This is a genomic window from Longimicrobium sp. (assembly GCF_036399935.1).
Classification (GTDB): Bacteria; Gemmatimonadota; Gemmatimonadetes; order Longimicrobiales; family Longimicrobiaceae; genus Longimicrobium.
This window is the reverse complement of record NZ_DASWMD010000042.1, coordinates 1-17,483: the sequence shown is the minus strand read 5'-3', so window position 1 is coordinate 17,483 and position 17,483 is coordinate 1. Positions and strand designations below refer to the sequence as shown.

13 protein-coding genes are annotated in these 17,483 nt (G+C 70.9%); 10 read left to right on the top strand and 3 right to left on the bottom strand.

Annotated elements, in window-relative coordinates; genetic code table 11:
- Positions 1-166 precede the first annotated feature (166 nt).
- Complete coding sequence (locus VGB24_RS13315; protein ID WP_331073435.1) at positions 167-4,258, bottom strand: ATP-binding protein; 4,092 nt, start codon at positions 4,256-4,258, stop codon at positions 167-169.
- Between VGB24_RS13315 and VGB24_RS13310 the strand changes: the two genes are divergently transcribed.
- Both VGB24_RS13310 and VGB24_RS13305 read left to right on the top strand, forming a co-directional pair.
- Positions 4,251-4,994, top strand: coding sequence for a creatininase family protein (locus VGB24_RS13310; protein WP_331073434.1), 744 nt, complete (start codon positions 4,251-4,253; stop codon positions 4,992-4,994). The genes VGB24_RS13315 and VGB24_RS13310 overlap by 8 nt on opposite strands.
- Before the next feature lie 92 nt (positions 4,995-5,086).
- Complete coding sequence (locus VGB24_RS13305) at positions 5,087-5,770, top strand: hypothetical protein (protein ID WP_331073433.1); 684 nt, start codon at positions 5,087-5,089, stop codon at positions 5,768-5,770.
- A gap of 77 nt (positions 5,771-5,847) precedes the next feature.
- Here the strand turns inward: VGB24_RS13305 and VGB24_RS13300 are convergent, their stop codons facing one another.
- Positions 5,848-7,419 carry a Fic family protein gene (locus VGB24_RS13300; protein WP_331073432.1) on the bottom strand — a complete coding sequence of 524 codons (1,572 nt, stop codon included), beginning with the start codon at positions 7,417-7,419 and terminating at the stop codon, positions 5,848-5,850.
- A 236-nt stretch (positions 7,420-7,655) separates the two neighbouring features.
- Between VGB24_RS13300 and VGB24_RS13295 the strand changes: the two genes are divergently transcribed.
- From VGB24_RS13295 to bshB1, 6 genes are all read left to right on the top strand, one after another.
- Positions 7,656-9,146 (top strand): TolC family protein, encoded by a 1,491-nt coding sequence (locus tag VGB24_RS13295; protein ID WP_331073431.1) that lies wholly within the window; start codon positions 7,656-7,658, stop codon positions 9,144-9,146.
- Positions 9,147-9,178: 32 nt separating this feature from the next.
- The gene (locus tag VGB24_RS13290) at positions 9,179-10,480 is read left to right on the top strand and encodes an efflux RND transporter periplasmic adaptor subunit (RefSeq protein ID WP_331073430.1); all 1,302 of its coding nucleotides are present in this window, start codon (positions 9,179-9,181) and stop codon (positions 10,478-10,480) included.
- Entirely contained in the window at positions 10,477-11,226 is a 750-nt protein-coding gene (locus VGB24_RS13285; RefSeq protein WP_331073429.1) for an ABC transporter ATP-binding protein, read from the top strand. The genes VGB24_RS13290 and VGB24_RS13285 overlap by 4 nt, the downstream gene beginning before the upstream one ends.
- A gap of 3 nt (positions 11,227-11,229) precedes the next feature.
- Entirely contained in the window at positions 11,230-12,477 is a 1,248-nt protein-coding gene (locus tag VGB24_RS13280; RefSeq protein ID WP_331073428.1) for an ABC transporter permease, read from the top strand.
- Positions 12,478-12,487: 10 nt separating this feature from the next.
- Positions 12,488-13,729, top strand: a complete 1,242-nt coding sequence (locus VGB24_RS13275) for an ABC transporter permease (protein WP_331073427.1) — start codon at positions 12,488-12,490, stop codon at positions 13,727-13,729.
- Positions 13,730-14,286: 557 nt separating this feature from the next.
- Positions 14,287-15,030, top strand: a complete 744-nt coding sequence (gene bshB1 / locus VGB24_RS13270; protein ID WP_331073426.1) for a bacillithiol biosynthesis deacetylase BshB1 — start codon at positions 14,287-14,289, stop codon at positions 15,028-15,030.
- Positions 15,031-15,227: 197 nt separating this feature from the next.
- Here the strand turns inward: bshB1 and VGB24_RS13265 are convergent, their stop codons facing one another.
- On the bottom strand, positions 15,228-15,572 hold the full coding sequence (locus VGB24_RS13265; RefSeq protein ID WP_331073425.1) for a hypothetical protein: 345 nt from the start codon (positions 15,570-15,572) through the stop codon (positions 15,228-15,230).
- A gap of 140 nt (positions 15,573-15,712) precedes the next feature.
- On the opposite strand from VGB24_RS13265, the gene VGB24_RS13260 reads away from it, so the two are divergent.
- Positions 15,713-16,846, top strand: coding sequence for a cysteine desulfurase family protein (locus VGB24_RS13260; protein ID WP_331073424.1), 1,134 nt, complete (start codon positions 15,713-15,715; stop codon positions 16,844-16,846).
- An 88-nt stretch (positions 16,847-16,934) separates the two neighbouring features.
- Positions 16,935-17,483, top strand: a 549-nt coding sequence (locus VGB24_RS13255; RefSeq protein ID WP_331073423.1) for an asparagine synthase-related protein, incomplete at its 3' end; no start/stop codon positions are given.

The following is a 17,483-nucleotide window of genomic DNA, read 5'->3' as shown; positions in this document are numbered from 1 at the left end:
AGGAACGCAGCAGGGAGCGGGAGCCGCCCGGGCGATGCCGGCCGGGGATCCCATGCCTTCTAATCTCAACGTATTCCACGGTTTGCACAAGTCTACGCAGGATACTCCGGGCCGAAGCCGTCCTGCCGCGCGGGGCACCCGGTCCTGGACGGGCAGCCGACGCTGACTACGATCCCGCGGGCTCGGCCACCCGCAGCCGCAGGTGCACCGTGGTGCCCTCGCCCGGCGTGGAATCGACCGTGACCTCGCCGCCCCACGCCTCTACCAGGCGCTTGACGATGGCCAGGCCCAGCCCCGTGCCGCTGGTGCGGGTGGAGAACTGCGGTTCGAAGACGCGCGGCAGCGACTCGGGCGGAATCCCCTCGCCCGTGTCGGCCACGTCCACGCGCAGCCACTCGCCGCCGCCGGAAAGCGCGGCGGAGATCCTCACCTCGCCGTCGCCGTCCAGCGCGCCGCGCGCGTTCTCCAGCAGGTTCACCAGCACCTCCTTCAGCTCGCCGGGGCGGGCGCTCACGCGGGGCGCATCCGCCGGCACGTCCAGCTCGTAGCGGATGCCGTCGCGCCCGCCGTGGTACAGGGCCAGCGTTTCTTCCGCCACGCGGCGCACGTCTACCCGCTCCACCGGCGCGGCCGCCTCGGCCGGCGTCCCGAAGCGGGCGAAGGCGCGGCTGATCTCGCCCAGGTGGTCGATCTCGCGGAGCACCGCCTCGACGTTGCGGTCCAGGATGGTTCCGAAGTCGTCGCGCCCGTCGGCCCAGGCGCGACGCACGTGCTGCACGGCCAGCTTGATGGGCGTCAGCGGGTTCTTGATCTCGTGCGCCACCTGCCGCGCCATCTCGCCCCACGCCAGCACGCGGGCCGAGCGGATCTCGTTGGTCACGTCCTCCAGCACCAGCACGGCGCCGCGCCGCGCCTTGTCCACGCTCAGTCCGCGCATGCGCAGGCGGATCACGCGCCCGTCCACCTCGCGCTCGTCCACCCGCTCGCGCGCGCCGGACGCCAGGAAGTCGCGCACCGTGGCCGCCACCGCGGCGGGCAGGGGCCGGTCTTCAGGAATGCGCGCACCTACCGGCACCTCGCCGCCCAGGATCTGCTCCGCGCGCGGGTTGATCAGCGCCACGCGCCCGGCCCCGTCCAGCGCCACCACGCCGGTGCCCGCCTCGGCCACGATGGCCTCGGTGCGCCGCGTTTCCTGCACCAGCGCCGCCTGCGTCTGCCGAAGCCCGCGCACCATGCGGTTGAACGCGCTGTACACGCGGCCGAACTCGTCGCGGCGGCCAGCGGGAAGGCGCACGGAAAGGTTGCCCGCGCCCACGCTTTCCGCGGCCCCGCTCAGCGCCTCGATGGGCCGTGAGAACGCCCGTGCGACGAAGAGGGAGAGGACGATGGAAAGCACCGCGCCCGCCAGCCCGGCCAGCGCCACCAGGTCCGCCAGCTCGCGCCGGCGCCGGGCGATCTCTCCCGTGGCCAGCGGGGTGGGCGAGGCCAGCACCTGCCCGCCGGGGAGCCGGCGGTAGGCCACCAGGTACTCGTGCCCGGCCAGCTGGCGGTTCTCCACCCGCTCCGTGGCCTCGCTCTGGGCGAAGTCCAGGTACACGGAGGCGGGAAGCCAGGCGTGGTACAGCCCCAGGTCGATCACCTCCGGGGCCGCGGCCTGGCGCAGGACGCCGCGCTCGTACAGCAGCAGGTCGGCGTCCACGTGGCGGGCCAGCGCCGACAGGCTCTGCCCGCGCGCCTCGGAGGCGGCCTGCGTCAGCGCGCGGTCGGCGATGGCGGCGGCGGTGCGCTCCACCTCGCGCGAAAGGGCGCGGTACGCGGTGGCGCCGAACGCCGCCATCGGCAGGAGGAAGAAGATGAACAGCGCGCCCGTAAGCCGCCCGCGGAAGGTGAAGATCCATCCCCAGCGCGCCGGCTCCACGCCCAAGGGCTCGCCGCAGAGGGTGCGGCCCAGCGCCCACAGCCCCGCCAGCGCGCCCAGCACCAGCGCCAGGGAGACGACGCCGCGGGCGAACAGGATCAGCCGCGTGGGGGTGGGCACCAGCAGGTGGGCGTGCATCCGCGCGCCGGGGAAGGCGACGGTGGCCTCGCTGCGCCAGCCGTTCTCGGCCCGCACCCAGCGGACGGCGCCCCCCGCCTCCGCCGCGCCGGGGGGCGCGGGAACCAGCGACAGCGTGGCCGCCGCGTCGGTGGCGTCGCTGTCCTCGGGGTCCAGGAAGCGGGCGAGCGAGTGCGAGCGGCCCAGGTAGGCCCGCGGGGGAACCGCGACCGTCACGCTCTGCCCCCCCGCCAGCGGAACGACCAGCAGGTAGTGCAGGCCGGGAACGCTGGTCAGCCGCTCCAGCTTGGGCTCCTCCTCCCGGCGCGCCAGCTCCAGCAGCGCGGCCACGCGCTCCGGCGGCAGGGCCGCGTCGGCCAGGCGAAGCTCGCTCCCGGCGCGGCCGCCGTTCCAGTGGGTGATGCGCGCCTCGTATCCCTCGCGCGCCAGCCCCGCCTCCACCCACGCCTGGTACAGCAGGCTTACCCCCTGCCGCCCCTCGGCGTCCAGCCGCAGCACCTCTTCGGCGAACTGGCGCAGCAGGTAGTCCAGGAACGGGTCCGCCTGGGTGCCCAGCTTCACCAGCTCGCGCTCGGACTCGCGCAGCCGCTCGTTCAGGTGCATCGTCCACAGGGTGGGCAGCGCCAGGGTGGCCGCCATCCACGCCACGCACACCCACGGCAGCAGCGCGCCGCGCCGGCTTTCGCTGCGCGGCACCCCCGCGGCGGCCAGTGCGAAGGGAACGGCCCAGGCGGCGGCGGCCCACACCGGCACGTAGCGCCCCGGCCCCCACCACGCCGCCAGCAGAAGCCCCAGCGCGGCCGAGACCGCCAGCGCCGCCACCACCAGGTGCGTCCTCACCGGCCCGTCGCTGCGGCGGCCGAAGAGCAGGTACAGCGGAAGCGCCATCCCCAGCGCGAAGCCCACGATCAGCGGCGCGCCGCCGCCCTCGCGCTCGGCCAGCACGGAGGCGGCCACGGAGTGCCGCACCATCCAGGACGCGGTCACCAGCACGCAGGCGGCGAGGGCCACGCGCAGGGCCAGCGGCACGCGCCCCAGCAGGCGCCCCGCCTTCTGCCGCGCGAGCATCCAGATGGAGCCGCCGCACAGTACGACGAGCAGCTGCCCCAGCGTAACGTCGACCGGCAGGGGAAGGACGAAGCGCACGGGCGAGAAGAGCCCCGCCGCGGCCGAGGCATCGGCCAGGGGAAGCAGCAGGAGCCCGGCGGTGAAAACGGCCACGGGAAGGGCGGGGTCGCGCGACGGCCGCCGGTACCAGGCGATCACCATCAGCAGGGCGGCGAGGGCCAGGGCCCTGGTCACGTCTTCGCGTCCGCGCTGGATCACGCGGTCGCGCCACCCCTGCTGGGTGAGCGTTTCGAAGACGCCGCTGAGGATGGTGACGGAGTCGGTGGCCCAGTCCCAGATGCGGTCGCCCTGCGCCAGCTCGGGGGTGGTGAAGAGCGGGACGATGCCGTTTCGCTCGGCGAAGCGCTCGGCGTAGGGCTGCACCCCCTCGCCCAGCTTCACGTGGGCCTGCAGCAGCTTGGCGGCCACGGCCACGTTTCCCGTCTGCAGGCGCTCGGAAAAGTACACGTAGCCGAAGAGGGGGCCGGCGGAGAAGGACGATTCCACCATCCCGCGCTTCACCGAATCGGGCACCGCTCCCCGGTGCTCGCCCGCCCACACCATGGGCGAGCCGTCGGGGCGGTAGATGGCCAGCGCCGTCATCCCCGTTTCGTGGCGGATGCGGCTCATCTCGGCGAAGAGGCCGGCGCTGGGGCGGGTGGCGCCGCCCGCCAGGTCCGCGGCGCCCAGCACGGCGCGGCCGCCGCGGTCGAAGAGCTGGTCCAGCCCCTCGTTCACCCGCTCGCCGGCGGTGGTGTCCACAGCCGCGCGCACCCGCGACCAGTCGTGGGCCACGCTCCACAGCTGCCGCTGGGTGTGCGCCGCCAGGCCAAGCGTGACGGCCAGCGCGGCGAGCGTCGCCGCCCGCCATGGCCAGGGAACGGTGCGCGCGAGCACCGCCCAGGCGAGGGCGCAGGCGGCGGCCGCGGGAAGCCAGCCGGGGGTGAGCTGGCCCATCCACACCGCCAGCAGCAGGAGCGACGCCCATCCCGCGGCCCACCCGGCGCGCGCCGCGACGTCGCCGGCGGGCGGGGTGGGGGCCGCTTCTTGCGTGCTCGCGGCGTCATCCGCAACCGCCATCGTCTCGATGCTCAAACCCCAGCGCTCCTACGCACTTTCGGACCTGCCGTGGACCGACGTCGCCCTGCACCTGCGGCGCGACCGCCGGCTGATCATTCCCGTGGGGGCCTGCGACCAGTCGGGGCCCCACCTGCCCGTGGGCGCGGGCACCTGCGTGGCCGAGGCGCTGGCGCGCGACCTTTCGCAGGAGTTCGGCGTGCTGCGCGCGCCCGCGTTTCCGTACGGGGTGAACCTGCCCGGCGAAGCCACCTACGCCGGCACCGCGGCGCTGCATCCCAAGACGCTCCACCGCGCCTTCATGGAGCTGCTGGCCTCGTGGGCGCTGCAGGGCTTCGACGAGTTCATCGCCATCACCGCCAACGTGCACGCGCCGCATGCCGAGGCCATCGCCACCATCCGCGCCGCGGGAGCGCGGGTGCGGGTGGTGGAGGCGCTTTCGGTGGACCTGCGCGAGCTGCTGGACGCGGGCGGCGAGCCGGAGCACGCGGGCGAGGTGCTCACCTCGCTGCTGCTTCACCTGCGACCGGACGCGGTGCGGATGTACGCCGCGCGCGACTACCGGATGGACCCCGAAAAGGCGCGAAAGTTCGTGGGGGGACGATTGAAGCGCATCCCCTCCAAGTGCGAGGGCGCGGTGGGCCGGCCCACGCTGGGCACCGCGGAAAAGGGCGCACGGATCTACGAACATATCCTGCAGAAGATCCGCCTCAAAGTATTCATCGCCCCGCCGGCCGACGAGCCCGAGCTGTAGGGCGGAGAAACCCCTGCCCCGCCGCGGGGTATGCTCTTTCGGACCGGCGCCTGCCGCTGCACGCGGACGCGCCGCCGATCACGTGAGGAGAAATGAAGATTTCCAGCAAGCTGGCCCTGCTCGCGGGGCTGGCGACGGCCGCCCCGGCGGCGGCGCAGATCGACCAGGGAACGTTTCGCGTCTACGCGCAGGACCAGGACGTGGGCACGGAAGAGTTCACCATCCGGCAGACGGGGAGCGGCACCGGGCAGGAGGTGTTCGCCACCGGGCGCGTGCGCGTGCGCCTCCCCGAGGGGAGCCTGGAGCTGGATCCCCGGCTTCGCACCCGCGGCATCGAGGGCGATCCCGTGGAGTACCAGGTGGACGTGGGCGGCACCTCGCCGCGCAAGATCGTCGGCACGGTGGGCGGCGGGCGCTTCAGCGCCAAGATCGTCACCGCGTCGGGCGAGCAGCTGCGCGAGTACGTGGCCAGCCGCGGTGCCGTGGTGCTGGACGAGGGTGTGGCGCACCACTACCACTTCCTGGCCCAGCGCACCCACAACGGGCGCCTTCCCGTGATCGTCCCCCGCGAGAACCGGCAGGTGATGGCCACCATCAGCAGCCGCGGCGAAGAGCGGGTTCAGGTGGGCGGCACCTCCATCACCCTCTTCCACCTGGTCGTTCAGCCGCAGGGCGGCGACGAGCATCACGTGTGGGTGGATGCGCTGAACCGCGTGCTCCGGGTAGAGGTGCCCGCCCGCGGCTACCGCGCCGAGCGCACCGAAATCCCGCGCTGACGCGCGGCCGCGATGGACGATGAAGCGCCGGGCCCACCGCCCGGCGCTTCTTTTTTCAGCCTCTGGGCCGCGTCATCTCATGGACGCACGCGGTATCGGTCGTACCACGCGCGGAAGTCGCTCTGCCGAAGATAATAGCGGCTCGCACTCCCCTCGTTGAGTGCGTTGAGCAGCGCAATCGCGCGTTCGCTGAACCCCTCCAGGTCATCGGAGGGAATGTCCTGCGCCTCCGCCTGCGCGCGGACCAGGTCTTCACGCGGCGGCTGCATCCCCAGGACGATTTCACGGACGACCGCGGCCAGTTCGTTCCGGTACTTCAGCCGCATGGGATCCGGCTGCACCAGCGAATCACGCACGACCTTGTACTGGGCGCAGGACCGGGCGTACGCCCAGACGAACACGTCGCGGAGCAGTTCCACCCGGGTCAGCTCGTACACGCCCAGGGTGCCCTCGACGTATGCGCGTTCCGGTACGTCCACGAACGACAGGGGGCACAGGTTCGCCCGGATCAGGGGGATGTTCGCGGCCAGGCGCGAGGTCCGCTTGTTGACGTCGGAGAACGGCTGCAGGTACGGGATGTGGACCATTCCGAAGAACGCCTGCTCGAATGGATCGGGAATGGCCGCCGCTTTCCGGAGCAGCAGGTCGAAGGTGTCCTCGATCACCTGGGGAATGGCGACGGGCACGTAGCGCGTTCCGGTGATCTGCACCGGGCGTTGCCGCAGGCTTCCTTCGTCGCTGGGATCGCCGAGCAGGTTCTCGGAAAGCGCGCTGTGCAGAGTGGTGAGGGTCCGGCGGTCGAACCCGATGATCTCCGCGCTTTCTACGATGAACTCGATCGCGTTCTTGTGATTGAGGATCATCTGCGCGTTCTCGGCATCCTTGCCTTCCGCACGCTGCCCGAACTGAAGCAGGTTCTGCGTATCCAGCCGGGTGTAGGTGTTTCCTTCCAGCCGGCTCGATGCCCAGGCCAGGTCGATGAGAAGGCGGTCGAAGACGTCGCGCGCGAACGTGCCCGCAGGTCGTTGCGGATCGGGAGTGACGCCCATCTCGTGCAGCTGGCGGCGGGTATCTTCCTGCAGGTACCAGGTCGTGCCGGGCTCATACGCTTCCAGGAATCCGCGATCATATCCCACCGGCTCGCGATACATGATCGGCCGGCGGACCAGCGTGCGCACCTCTTGGCCCGTGGGAGAGACAGGAACGTAGTCGGGTTCACTCTCCTGCCGGGGTGCCTCCACGAGAGCCTGATCGCCCGCTGGCCGTGCTTCCAGCACCTTCGGCAGGTATACGCGGCCCACGCTCTCGCCACGGGCGATGATCCGTCCGCTGCGGATGAGTTCGTCGAGACGTCTGTTCAGCGTGCGTTTCGTCCTGTCGGGATAAGCGCGTGCATATTGCTGCGCGAGGTCCCTGATCCGGAGCCCTTCTGGATGCTCCGCGATCCACCGTTCAATCCCGGCGAGTTCTTGATCGATGGTGGATTGGGCTGACTTGGGCATCGGACCGTCGGCAAGGTTGGCGCGGCGCTTCTCCGCGTGGCCGCAGGTGTGGCGACTCTGGGTCGCACGCCACGAATGCGCGCCATTAAATGGATCGCGTGACATAAAATACAGAAGCGCGACATTAAAAACAAGCGAGCGCGACATAAAACTGAATTGCGTGCCATAAAAATGGTGGGGGGGTGACACAACACGGTTGAGCAGAAGTCCGTATCTGTTAGCCTTTCGTGAAACCCACGTCCTTGGGATTTCGGCGACACGCGATTAGATTTGGCGCATCCCTCCTGAACCTGTCTGAAACTCCACCAGCACCGTTCCCGTAGGGCATCCCGAGGCGGTACCAGGCCGCCCCTCCGCAGGACCCCGACAACCGAAATCGACCCATGTCGACCATCATCATTCGCCGAGCCGCCGGCCTTTCGGCGCTCGCCGCGCTCCTGTTTGCCCCGCCCGCTGCCGCACAGCAGCCCGCGCTCACCATCGAGCAGGCCGTGGCATCGGCCCGCGAGAACAACCCCGACATGCTGGCGCAGCGCAACGACGTGGGCGCCACCCGCGCCGGCATGCGCGCCGCCCGCGCCGACTTCCTGCCGTCCGCCAACGCCAGCGCCGGGTTCGGCTACACGGCGCCGGGCGAGCAGCGCTTCGGTGCGCAGACGTTCGGCGCCAAGCCCGAGTACTACTCGTCCAACTGGAACCTGGGCCTGCAGTACGACATCAGCCGGGCCAAGCTGCTTCAGCCCAGCATCGCCCGGGCGCAGCACGTGGCCACGGAAAGCCGCATCGCCGGCTACGAGTGGAGCCTGGTGATGCAGGTGCGGCAGCAGTACCTGACGGCGCTGCAGGCGGGCGACCAGGTGCAGCAGGCCGCCCGCGAGGTGGAGCGCACCCGCGAGCACGAGCGGCTGGCCGGCGCCCGGCTGGAGGTGGGCTCGGGAACGCCGCTGGAGGTGCGCCGTGCGCAGGTGCAGCGTGGCCAGGCCGAGGTGGCGCTGGTGCAGCGGCAGAACACGCACGCCACCGAGGTCCTTCGCCTGGGGCAGCTGATGGGTGTCAGCCTTGCGGCCGACACGCCGCTCACCAGCCGCTTCGAGCTCTTCGCGCCGTCGTGGAACGCCGACGAGCTGGTGCGTGAGGCGCAGGAGGCCAACCCCACCATCCAGGCCGCGCGCGCCAGCAGCGGCGCCGCCCGCACCCAGGTGACGGCGGCCCGCTCGCAGTACCTCCCCAGCGTGAGCATGCAGGTGGGGCTGGTGGGGTCGGTGTACAGCGCCGGCAACATCGATCCGCTGGTGCAGCAGCAGCTGAGCGGGCTGGCCGGCGCGTACTCGTCGTGCCAGGAAACCAACGTCATCCGCACGGCCGCCGGGGTGGCCGCCGCCGACTGCTCGCCGCTGAACGCCGCCGACCCCATGGTCCGCGCCGCCGTCCGCGACGAGGTGGCCGCCGGAAACCCCAGCTTTCCCTTCGGCTACACGCGCCAGCCCCTGCAGGCCTCGCTGAGCATTTCGCTGCCCATCTTCGACGGCCTGGCCCGCGAGCGCAGGATCGAGGAGGCGCGCGTGCAGGCCAGCGACGCCGAGCTGGCGGTGCGCTCCCAGCAGCAGCGCCTGGAGCTGGACGTACGCACCGGCGTGCTGAACGCGCAAACGGCCTTCCGCACCGCCGAGCTTCAGCGCCAGGTGGCCGAGAACGCCGCCGAGGAGCTGCGCCTGGCCCGCGAGCGCTTTCGCCTGGGCGCCGCCAACTCGCTGGAGGTGACCGACGCGCAGACGCGGCTTTCCGAGGCCGAGCGCGCCGTGATCGACTCGGTGTACATGTACCACAAGTCGCTGGCCGCGCTCGAGGCGCTGGTCGGCCGCCCCCTTCGCTGATTTCCGGCCCCCCGGACCAAGGACATAGAACCATGTCGAAGAAGAAGAAGGTCGCGATCGTCGCGGGAGTGCTGGCCATCGTATCCGTCGGCGCCGCGATGGCGATGGGCGGCGGCGACGAGGGCGTGGAGGTGCGCGGCGAGCAGGTGGCGCGCCGCGGGCTGGTGTCGGTGGTGCAGGCCAGCGGAAAGATCGAGCCCAAGCGCAAGGTCGACATCTCGGCCGACATCTCGGGCCGCGTGGTGCAGGTGGCGGTGGAAGAGGGCCAGTGGGTGAACGCGGGCGACCTGCTGCTGCGCATCGAGCCCACGCAGTACGTGGCCGCCGTGCGCCGCGCCGAAGCCGCCGTGTCGCAGAGCCAGGCCCGCGCCGCCCAGCAGCGCGCGCAGCTCACCAAGGCGCAGAGCGACCTGAACCGCGCCGAGCAGCTGTCGCGCACCAACGAGCTGGTTTCGGCGGCGGACGTGGAGCAGGCCCGCACCCAGGTGCAGGTGGCCGAGCAGGAGTTCCAGGCCATGCGCTTCGCCATCAGCCAGTCGCAGGCCGCGGTCAGCGAGGCGCGCGACCAGCTGAGCAAGACCACGATCGTGGCCCCCATGAGCGGGCGCGTCACCCGGCTGAACATCGAGCAGGGCGAAACGGCCGTGGTGGGGACGATGAACAACCCCGGCTCGCTCCTGCTGACCATCGCCGACCTGTCGGTGATGGAGGCCAAGGTGCAGGTGGACGAGACCGACGTTCCCGGGCTGACGCTGGGCGACAGCGCCTCGGTGAAGGTGGACGCCTTTCCGGGCCAGGCCCTGAGCGGGCGGGTGACGGCCATCGGAAACAGCTCCATCCAGCTCCCCTCCGCCGGCGGCAGCACCCAGCAGCAGTCGGTGGACTACGAGGTGGTCATCACCCTCGACAACCCGCCGGCGGGGCTGCGGCCCGACCTGTCGGCCACGGCCGAGATCGTCACGGAGACGCGGGAGAACTCGCTCTCGGTGCCCATCATCGCCCTCACCGTCCGCGACGCGCAGGGGAAGAAGTTCAAGGCGGCCGACGAAGAGCAGGACGGCCCCGAGGCGGTGCGCGGCGAGCGCAAGGAGGAGGAAGAGGTCGAGGGCGTGTTCGTGATCCGCGGCGACAGCGCCGTGTGGGTGCCGGTGAAGATCGGCATCGCGGGCGACCGCTACTTCGAGGTGGTCAGCGGCCTGCGCGGCGGCGAGATGGTCGTGGCGGGAAGCTACCAGGCCATCCGCGAGCTCGAGGCCGGGAACAAGGTGCGCCTGCCGGAGCCGGAGGAGGGCGAAAAGGGCAAGGCCAAGGGGGCGGAACGGAGGAAGGGATGAGCACGGCGCCCATCATCCAGGCGCGGGACCTTCAGAAGCACTACGACCTGGGCGCGGAAACGGTGCGCGCCCTGCGCGGGGTGGACCTGGAGATCCATCGCAACGAGTACGTGGCCATCATGGGGCCGTCGGGCTCGGGCAAGTCCACCTTCATGAACCTGATCGGCTGCCTGGACACGCCTACCGGCGGCGAGTACGTGCTGAACGGCCAGAAGGTGGCGGGGATGAAGGAAGACGACCTGGCGCGGGTCCGCAACCGCGAGATCGGCTTCGTCTTCCAGACCTTCAACCTGCTGCCGCGCAGCACCGCGCTGGAAAACGTGGAGCTGCCGCTGGTCTACGGCGGGTTCGCCAAGAAGGAGCGGCGCGCGCGCGCGGTGCAGGCCCTGGAGCACGTGGGGCTGGGCGACCGCATGGACCACCGGCCCAGCCAGCTGTCCGGCGGGCAGCGGCAGCGCGTGGCCATCGCCCGGGCCCTGGTGACGCGCCCCAGCATCATCCTGGCCGACGAGCCCACGGGCAACCTGGACTCGGTGACGTCGGAGGAGATCATGGCGCTCTTCGCCGACCTCCATGCCCAAGGGCAGACCATCATCATGGTCACCCACGAGCCCGACATCGCGGCGCACGCCGAGCGCGTGGTGACGCTCAAGGACGGGGTGATCGCCAGCGACCGGCGGCAGACGCCGGTGGCGCCCGAGCCTCATCGCCAGCGCGTGCAAGAGCCCGTCGGCGTGGGAGCCTGAGCCATGGGCATCCGCGAAGCGGTGAGAATCGCCCTGGCCATGATCCGCGCCAACAAGATGCGCGCCTTCTTCACCGTGCTGGGCACGGTGGTGGGCGTCACCTTCCTGATCGCCGTCATCACCCTGCTCAAGGGGATGGATGCGTACATGAAGGAGGAGTTCGCCGGCCGCATCGTGGGGCACAACACGGTGCTGCTGCGCCGCGTTCCCGAGCTGGGCGAGGATCCCCAGACCGAGGACCAGTGGCGCGAGTGGATGCGGCGCCCGCTCTTCACCCAGAACGAGGCCGAGTGGCTGGCGGCCAACGTCACCACCCCCGGGCTGCTGTCGTACAGCTACGACCAGTCGGCGCGCGTGGGCAACGGCCGCGGCAAGGAATTGTCGGGCGTCAACATCATCGGGGCGAACGAGAACTTCTTCCGCGTCCGCGAGATGGACATCCAGGCGGGGCGGCCCTTCTCGCGGCAGGAGGCGCAGCGCGGGGTGCCCGTCATCATCCTGGGGGTGGAGGTGGCCGACGCGCTGTTCCCGGGGCTGAACCCCGTGGGCCAGACGGTGCGGGTGGCCGGGCTCCCCTACCGCGTGATCGGGCTGCTGGAAAAGCAGGGCGCGATCTTCGGCTTCACGATGGACCGCATGGCCATCGCCCCCGCCAAGAGCCCGGTGAACGGCGGCGTCTGGGAGCAGGCGGGAAAGGTGGAGGACATCTCCTTCCAGGTGCCCCGCGGCGAGCTGGTTCCCCAGGCGGAGTCGGAGATCACCGGCCTGGCGCGCACCCTTCGCCGGCTGCGTCCCCGCGAGGAGAACAACTTTTCGGTCGAGACGGCCGAGGGGTCGCTGGGGTTCTGGGAAAAGATCAACGGCTTTCTGATGATGGCGCTGCCCATGCTGGTGGGCGTGTCGCTGATCGTGGGCGCCGTGGTGATCATGAACCTGATGCTGGTGTCGGTCAGCGAGCGCACGCGGGAGATCGGCATCCGCAAGTCGCTGGGGGCCCGGCGGGTGGACATCCTCACCCAGTTCATGATCGAGGCGGGCACGCTCTCCGGCTTCGGCGGGCTGCTGGGGATTGCGCTGGGGATCGGGCTGGCGCAGCTGGTGTCGGCCGTGTCGCCGCTGCCGGCGCGGGTGTCGGGCGGGGCGATCGGGCTGGCGATGTTCCTGGGGATCGGCGTGGGCCTCGTCGCCGGGGTGTACCCGGCGTGGCGCGCCTCGCGGCTGGACCCCATCGTGGCCCTGCGGTCGGAATAGGAGCGCACTCATGATGAACCTGACGTCCGTGCGCGACGGGGTGCTGATCGCCCTGGAGTCGCTGCGCAGCAACAAGGTGCGCGCCTCGCTGACCATCCTGGGCATCGTCATCGGCGTGGCGACGGTGATGACGATGGCGGCCGCCATCACGGGGCTGCGCGGCTCGGTGATGTCGGCGATGGAGGGGCTGGGCCCCAACAACTTCATCGTCAACCGCTTCGACCAGACGAAGCTGCAGTTCGTGAACGACGCCGAGACCGCACCGTGGGACGGCAAGCCGGCCATCACCTTCGCCGAGGCCGACATGCTCGAGGCGCTGCCCTCCATCCGTTCTGTGGTGACGGCGGCGGATGCGGGGGGAAGCGCCAAGTACCGCAACAACACGGTGCCCAGCGTGAACATCGCGGGGCGCGGCGCCACCTGGCCCGAGTACAGCAAGGGCGACTTCATCGAGGGCCGCAACTTCGTGGCGGCCGACGAGCGGAGCGGCGCGCCGGTGGTGGTGCTTTCCGACGGGCTGGCGAGGTCCCTGTTCGACGGCACGCGGGCGGTGGGCAAGCACATCCGGCTGCGCGGCCAGCAGTTCCTGGTGGTGGGCGTGTACAAGGAGACGGAGAACATCTTTTCCGCGGCGGCGGGCAACTTCGCGTTCGTTCCCACGCGGACGGCGCTCACCAAGCTGGACGCCGACCGTGACTGGATGAGCCTGCTGGTGGTGCCCGCGACGGGCTACACGCAGGCGCAGGCCATGGACGACGTGACGGCGGCGCTCCGCGTTTCGCGCGGACTGCGGCCCGGGGCGGAAGACAACTTCGCCCTGGTCCGCCAGCAGGCGTTCACCGAGATGTTCGACCGCATGACGGGCGTGTTCTTCCTGGTGATGCTGGTGCTGGCGGGGATCGGCCTGATCGTGGGCGGCGTGGGCGTGGTGGGCATCATGATGATCTCGGTGACGGAGCGGACGCGCGAGATCGGCGTTCGCAAGGCGCTGGGCGCCACGCCGCGCGAGATCCTGTGGCAGTTCCTGGTCGAGGCGATGACGGTGACGCTGGTGGGCGGCATCATCGGCCTGGCGATCGCCATGTGCATGGCGTGGCTGATCGGCGCCATCAGCCCCATCCCGGCGACGATCCCGCTGTGGGCGATCGTGGCGTCGCTGCTGGTAGCGGCGGTGGGCGGGATGGGCTTCGGCCTGTACCCCGCGTTCAAGGCCGCGCGCCTGGACCCGGTGGATGCGCTGCGATACGAGTAGGGCAGGGACGTCGATGGAAGCAGAGCCCCCGGCACCTCGCGTTTGCGCGGGGTGCCGGGGGTTCGCCATTTTGGGGCGCGTCGGCACCTGATGGGGAGCGCCGACGTCCGGCGGGAGCGGTGTGTCATCCAGAGGCGCAAGCGCCCGGCACCGGCCCGCACGCAAGGACATCGCGCGCCGAAGGATCCAGCCGCGGACACGTAACAAGCCAGGGCGCGGCAGCGGTCACCGTTGCGTGGGCCTCGGCTGCCGTGGGGCCCTCACCCGGCCGCGCTGACACGCGTGCCACCCTCTCCCGCAAGCGGGAGAGGGTGGTACACTCCAGGATTGGGTGGGTCAACTCGGGTTCGGTGCGCGGGCCGGCGCCCCCCATCCCCAGCCCTTCCCCCGCAAACTGCGCGGGGGAAGGGAGCCAGCCCGGTGCACCAGGCCAGCCGAGGCGCGATTCAGGTCTCCCCCTCCCCTGCGCAGCGGGGGACGGGGGAGGAGGCTCCCGCGGCATGCGAGCCGGCCTTGTCGAACGAACCCCGATCGAAGTTCTCTAAACCAAGCAGACCGTGACCGACGACGAGACGCTCGCCCCGCCCGTGGACCTGCTGGCCATCGCCGCGCACCGTGACGACGTGGAGCTGCTCTGCGGCGGCACGATGGCCAAGACGGCGGCGCAGGGATACCGCACCGGCATCCTGGACCTCACCGCCGGCGAGCGGGGCACCGACGGCAGCGCACAGCTGCGTGGCGCCGAGGCCGATGCGGCGGCGCGCGTGCTGGGCGTCACCGCGCGCCGCAACGCCGGGCTGCCGGACGCGGGGCTGGAGAACACGCCCGACACGCGGCGGCTGCTGGCGGGGTTCATCCGCGCGTTCCGGCCGCGCGTGGTCATCATTCCGTACATCACCGGCCGCCACCCCGACCACCGCATTGCCTCGCAGCTGGCGTACGACGCGTGCTTCCTGGCGGGGCTCGCCAAGCTCGACGCACCCGGCGAGCCGCACCGCCCGCACAAGATCCTCTACGCGCTGGCGTACCGCGAAGACCCGGTGAAACCCAGCTTCGTCGTCGACATCACCGACCAGATGGAGACGAAGATGCAGGCCGTGCACTGCTACTCCAGCCAGTTCGACGGCAAGACGTGGGGGGGCGAAGTCTTTCCCGGCGGCGATCGCCCGCTGTACGACCAGGTGCGCATGCACGCCGCCCGCTACGGCTCGCTCATCCGCACGGAGTACGGCGAACCCTTCCACGTCGTTGAAACCATGCAGGTGGACGACGTGGTCGCGCTTCCGGTGCGGAGCATTTGAAGTGCGGGAGTGCGACGGGGGTCGGCAGGAGCACCACGCGTTGTCATCCAGAGGCGCAAGCGCACGGCACCATCCCGTACCTCAGCCCTGGCGCGCCGAAGGATTCTAACCTGAGGACACCCCTCAGCCCGAACGCGGCAGCGACACGGAAGCCCGGGGACTCGGAGCCGTCCTTTTCGCACTAACGCACTAACGCACTAACGCACTTCCGTTCCCTCCGCGCAGTGCACCTCCACCACCAGCCGCTTCCAGCTCGGCACGTCTGCCCCGTGCACGCGGACGGCCGTGGCGGTGGCGCCGCCGCCGCGCTGAAGCCATGGCGCCAGCCACTTGTTGATCTCAGGCGGCAGGTGACCCAGCGGCTCGCCGCCGCGCGCGTGCACCCACACCGCGGGATCCTCCTCCATCGGCGGATCGGGAATCAGGATCAGCTCGTCACCCTGCACCACCGCGGCCACGTGCACGGCGCGCTCGCCGAAAAGGGTGCCGTGCACGGTGGTGCGAAAGGTCGGCGGCTGGCCTTCGGGAAGCGGTGGAATCATCGGAAAAGCGCACGGGTGGAGTGGTCGTCCCGGCGCGGAATGTAGTGCGCGCCCCCGCCGCTCTCAACCCTCGCGGCGGCCCCAGCGAAACCTAAGCGCCACTGGCGTTTATCAAGACGAGCCGAACGCCCCGGAGGCCGATGCCCGATCCCGTGTACCTGGACTACGCCGCCACCGCGCCGCTGCGCCCCGAGGCGCGCGACGCCATGCTGGCGGTGCTTTCCGAGCGATGGGGCAACGCGTCAAGCATTCACCGCTGGGGCCGCGAGGCGCGCGCCGCGCTGGAAGACGCCCGCGCCCGCTTCGCCGCCGTGATCGGCGCGAACCCGGCGGAAATCGTCTTCACCCGCGGCGGCACCGAGGCCGACAACCTGGCCGTGCTCGGCCGGGCAGGGCTGGACCCGCACAGATCCGTGGCCTGCTCCGCCATCGAGCACAAGGCGGTGCTCCAGGCGACGCGGTCGGCACGCGCCGGTTCGCTGCACGAGATTCCGGTTGATGGCGACGGCAGGATCGACGTCGACCAGGTCCAAGCGATCGTGGCGGGCGATTCGCCGTCCGTGCTCTCGGTCGTCTGGGCGAACAACGAGGTGGGCGTTATGCAGCCGGTAAACGAGATCGCCGGGATCTGCCGAGACGCGGGCGTGGCGTTCCATTCCGACGCGGTGCAGGCGCTGGGAAAGCTGCGGGTGCGGGTGGATGAAGTCCCGGCCGCGCTCCTGGCTTTCAGCGCGCACAAGATCGGCGGACCCAAGGGCGTGGGCGCGCTCTTCGTCCGGCGCGGGACCCAGTTGGCGCCGCTGATGCACGGCGGCGGGCAGGAGCGCGGGCTACGGCCGGGCACGGAGGACGTGGCGGGCGCCGTCGCCTTCGCCGCCGCCGCGGAAGCCGCGGAGGCGGAGCGCGAGGAGGTGATGGCGCGCATCGGCGCGCTGCGCGACCGGCTGGAGGCGGGGCTCCGCGCACGCGTGCCGGAGCTGGTGGTGAACGCCGCCGCCGCGCCCCGCCTGCCGACCATCAGCAACGTCTCCGTCCCGGGCGCCGATCCCGAGATGCTGCTGGTGGGGTTGGACCTGGAGGGCATCGCCGCGTCGTCGGGCTCGGCGTGCAGCAGCGGCGCGGTCACCCCGTCGCACGTGCTGACGGCGATGGGCGTGGCGCCGGAGATCGCCGGTCCGTCCGTGCGCTTCTCGCTGGGGCGCGAGACGACGGAAGCGGACATCGACCGCGTGCTGGACGTTTTTCCATCGGTCGTAGAGCGGGTTCGATCGTAAAGCAGTTGAAGTTCTCCCCTCTCCGCACGTTGTTTGTGCGGGGAGGGGCTGGGGGAGGGGCCTCGCAGTTTTCACGACAAGGGAAGCGATGGAGAAGAAGACCGTCCTCGTGGCGATGTCGGGCGGCGTGGATTCGTCGGTGGCGGCGGCGCTGCTCGTGGAGCAGGGTTACAACGTCATCGGCGCCACGATGAAGACGTTCTGCTACTCGGAATCCGAGTCGGAGGCGAACGGCCCGTCCAAGACGTGCTGCGGGCTCGACGGCATCCTCGACGCCAAGCGCGTGGCGGACCGGCTGGGCATTCCGCACTACGTGTTCGACGTGGAGAAGGAGTTCACGCGCGACGTGATCGACGACTTCGTGTCGGAGTATGCCGCAGGGAGAACGCCCAACCCGTGCGTGCGCTGCAACGGCAACACCAAGTTCCGCGATCTGCTGAAGCGCGGCCGAATGCTGGGCTGCGACTTCATCGCCACCGGCCACTACGCCCGCATGGGCGCGGACGCGGTCGGCAACCCCGTGCTGCTTCGTGGGCAGGACGAAAAGAAGGACCAGTCGTACTTCCTGTGGGCGCTGCCGCCGGAACTGCTCCCCCTGCTGCTGTTCCCCGTGGGCGAGCTCACCAAGCCCGAGGTG

Bases quoted from the DNA above. Each gene is read 5' to 3' on its own strand.
- VGB24_RS13310 (WP_331073434.1), top strand. From the start codon at position 4,251: ATGCTCAAACCCCAGCGCTCCTACGCACTTTCGGACCTGCCGTGGACC.
- VGB24_RS13305 (WP_331073433.1), top strand. From the start codon at position 5,087: ATGAAGATTTCCAGCAAGCTGGCCCTGCTCGCGGGGCTGGCGACGGCC.
- VGB24_RS13300 (WP_331073432.1), bottom strand. From the start codon at position 7,419: ATGTCGCGCTCGCTTGTTTTTAATGTCGCGCTTCTGTATTTTATGTCA.
- VGB24_RS13295 (WP_331073431.1), top strand. From the start codon at position 7,656: ATGTCGACCATCATCATTCGCCGAGCCGCCGGCCTTTCGGCGCTCGCC.
- VGB24_RS13290 (WP_331073430.1), top strand. From the start codon at position 9,179: ATGTCGAAGAAGAAGAAGGTCGCGATCGTCGCGGGAGTGCTGGCCATC.
- VGB24_RS13285 (WP_331073429.1), top strand. From the start codon at position 10,477: ATGAGCACGGCGCCCATCATCCAGGCGCGGGACCTTCAGAAGCACTAC.
- VGB24_RS13280 (WP_331073428.1), top strand. From the start codon at position 11,230: ATGGGCATCCGCGAAGCGGTGAGAATCGCCCTGGCCATGATCCGCGCC.
- VGB24_RS13275 (WP_331073427.1), top strand. From the start codon at position 12,488: ATGATGAACCTGACGTCCGTGCGCGACGGGGTGCTGATCGCCCTGGAG.
- VGB24_RS13265 (WP_331073425.1), bottom strand. From the start codon at position 15,572: ATGATTCCACCGCTTCCCGAAGGCCAGCCGCCGACCTTTCGCACCACC.
- VGB24_RS13260 (WP_331073424.1), top strand. From the start codon at position 15,713: ATGCCCGATCCCGTGTACCTGGACTACGCCGCCACCGCGCCGCTGCGC.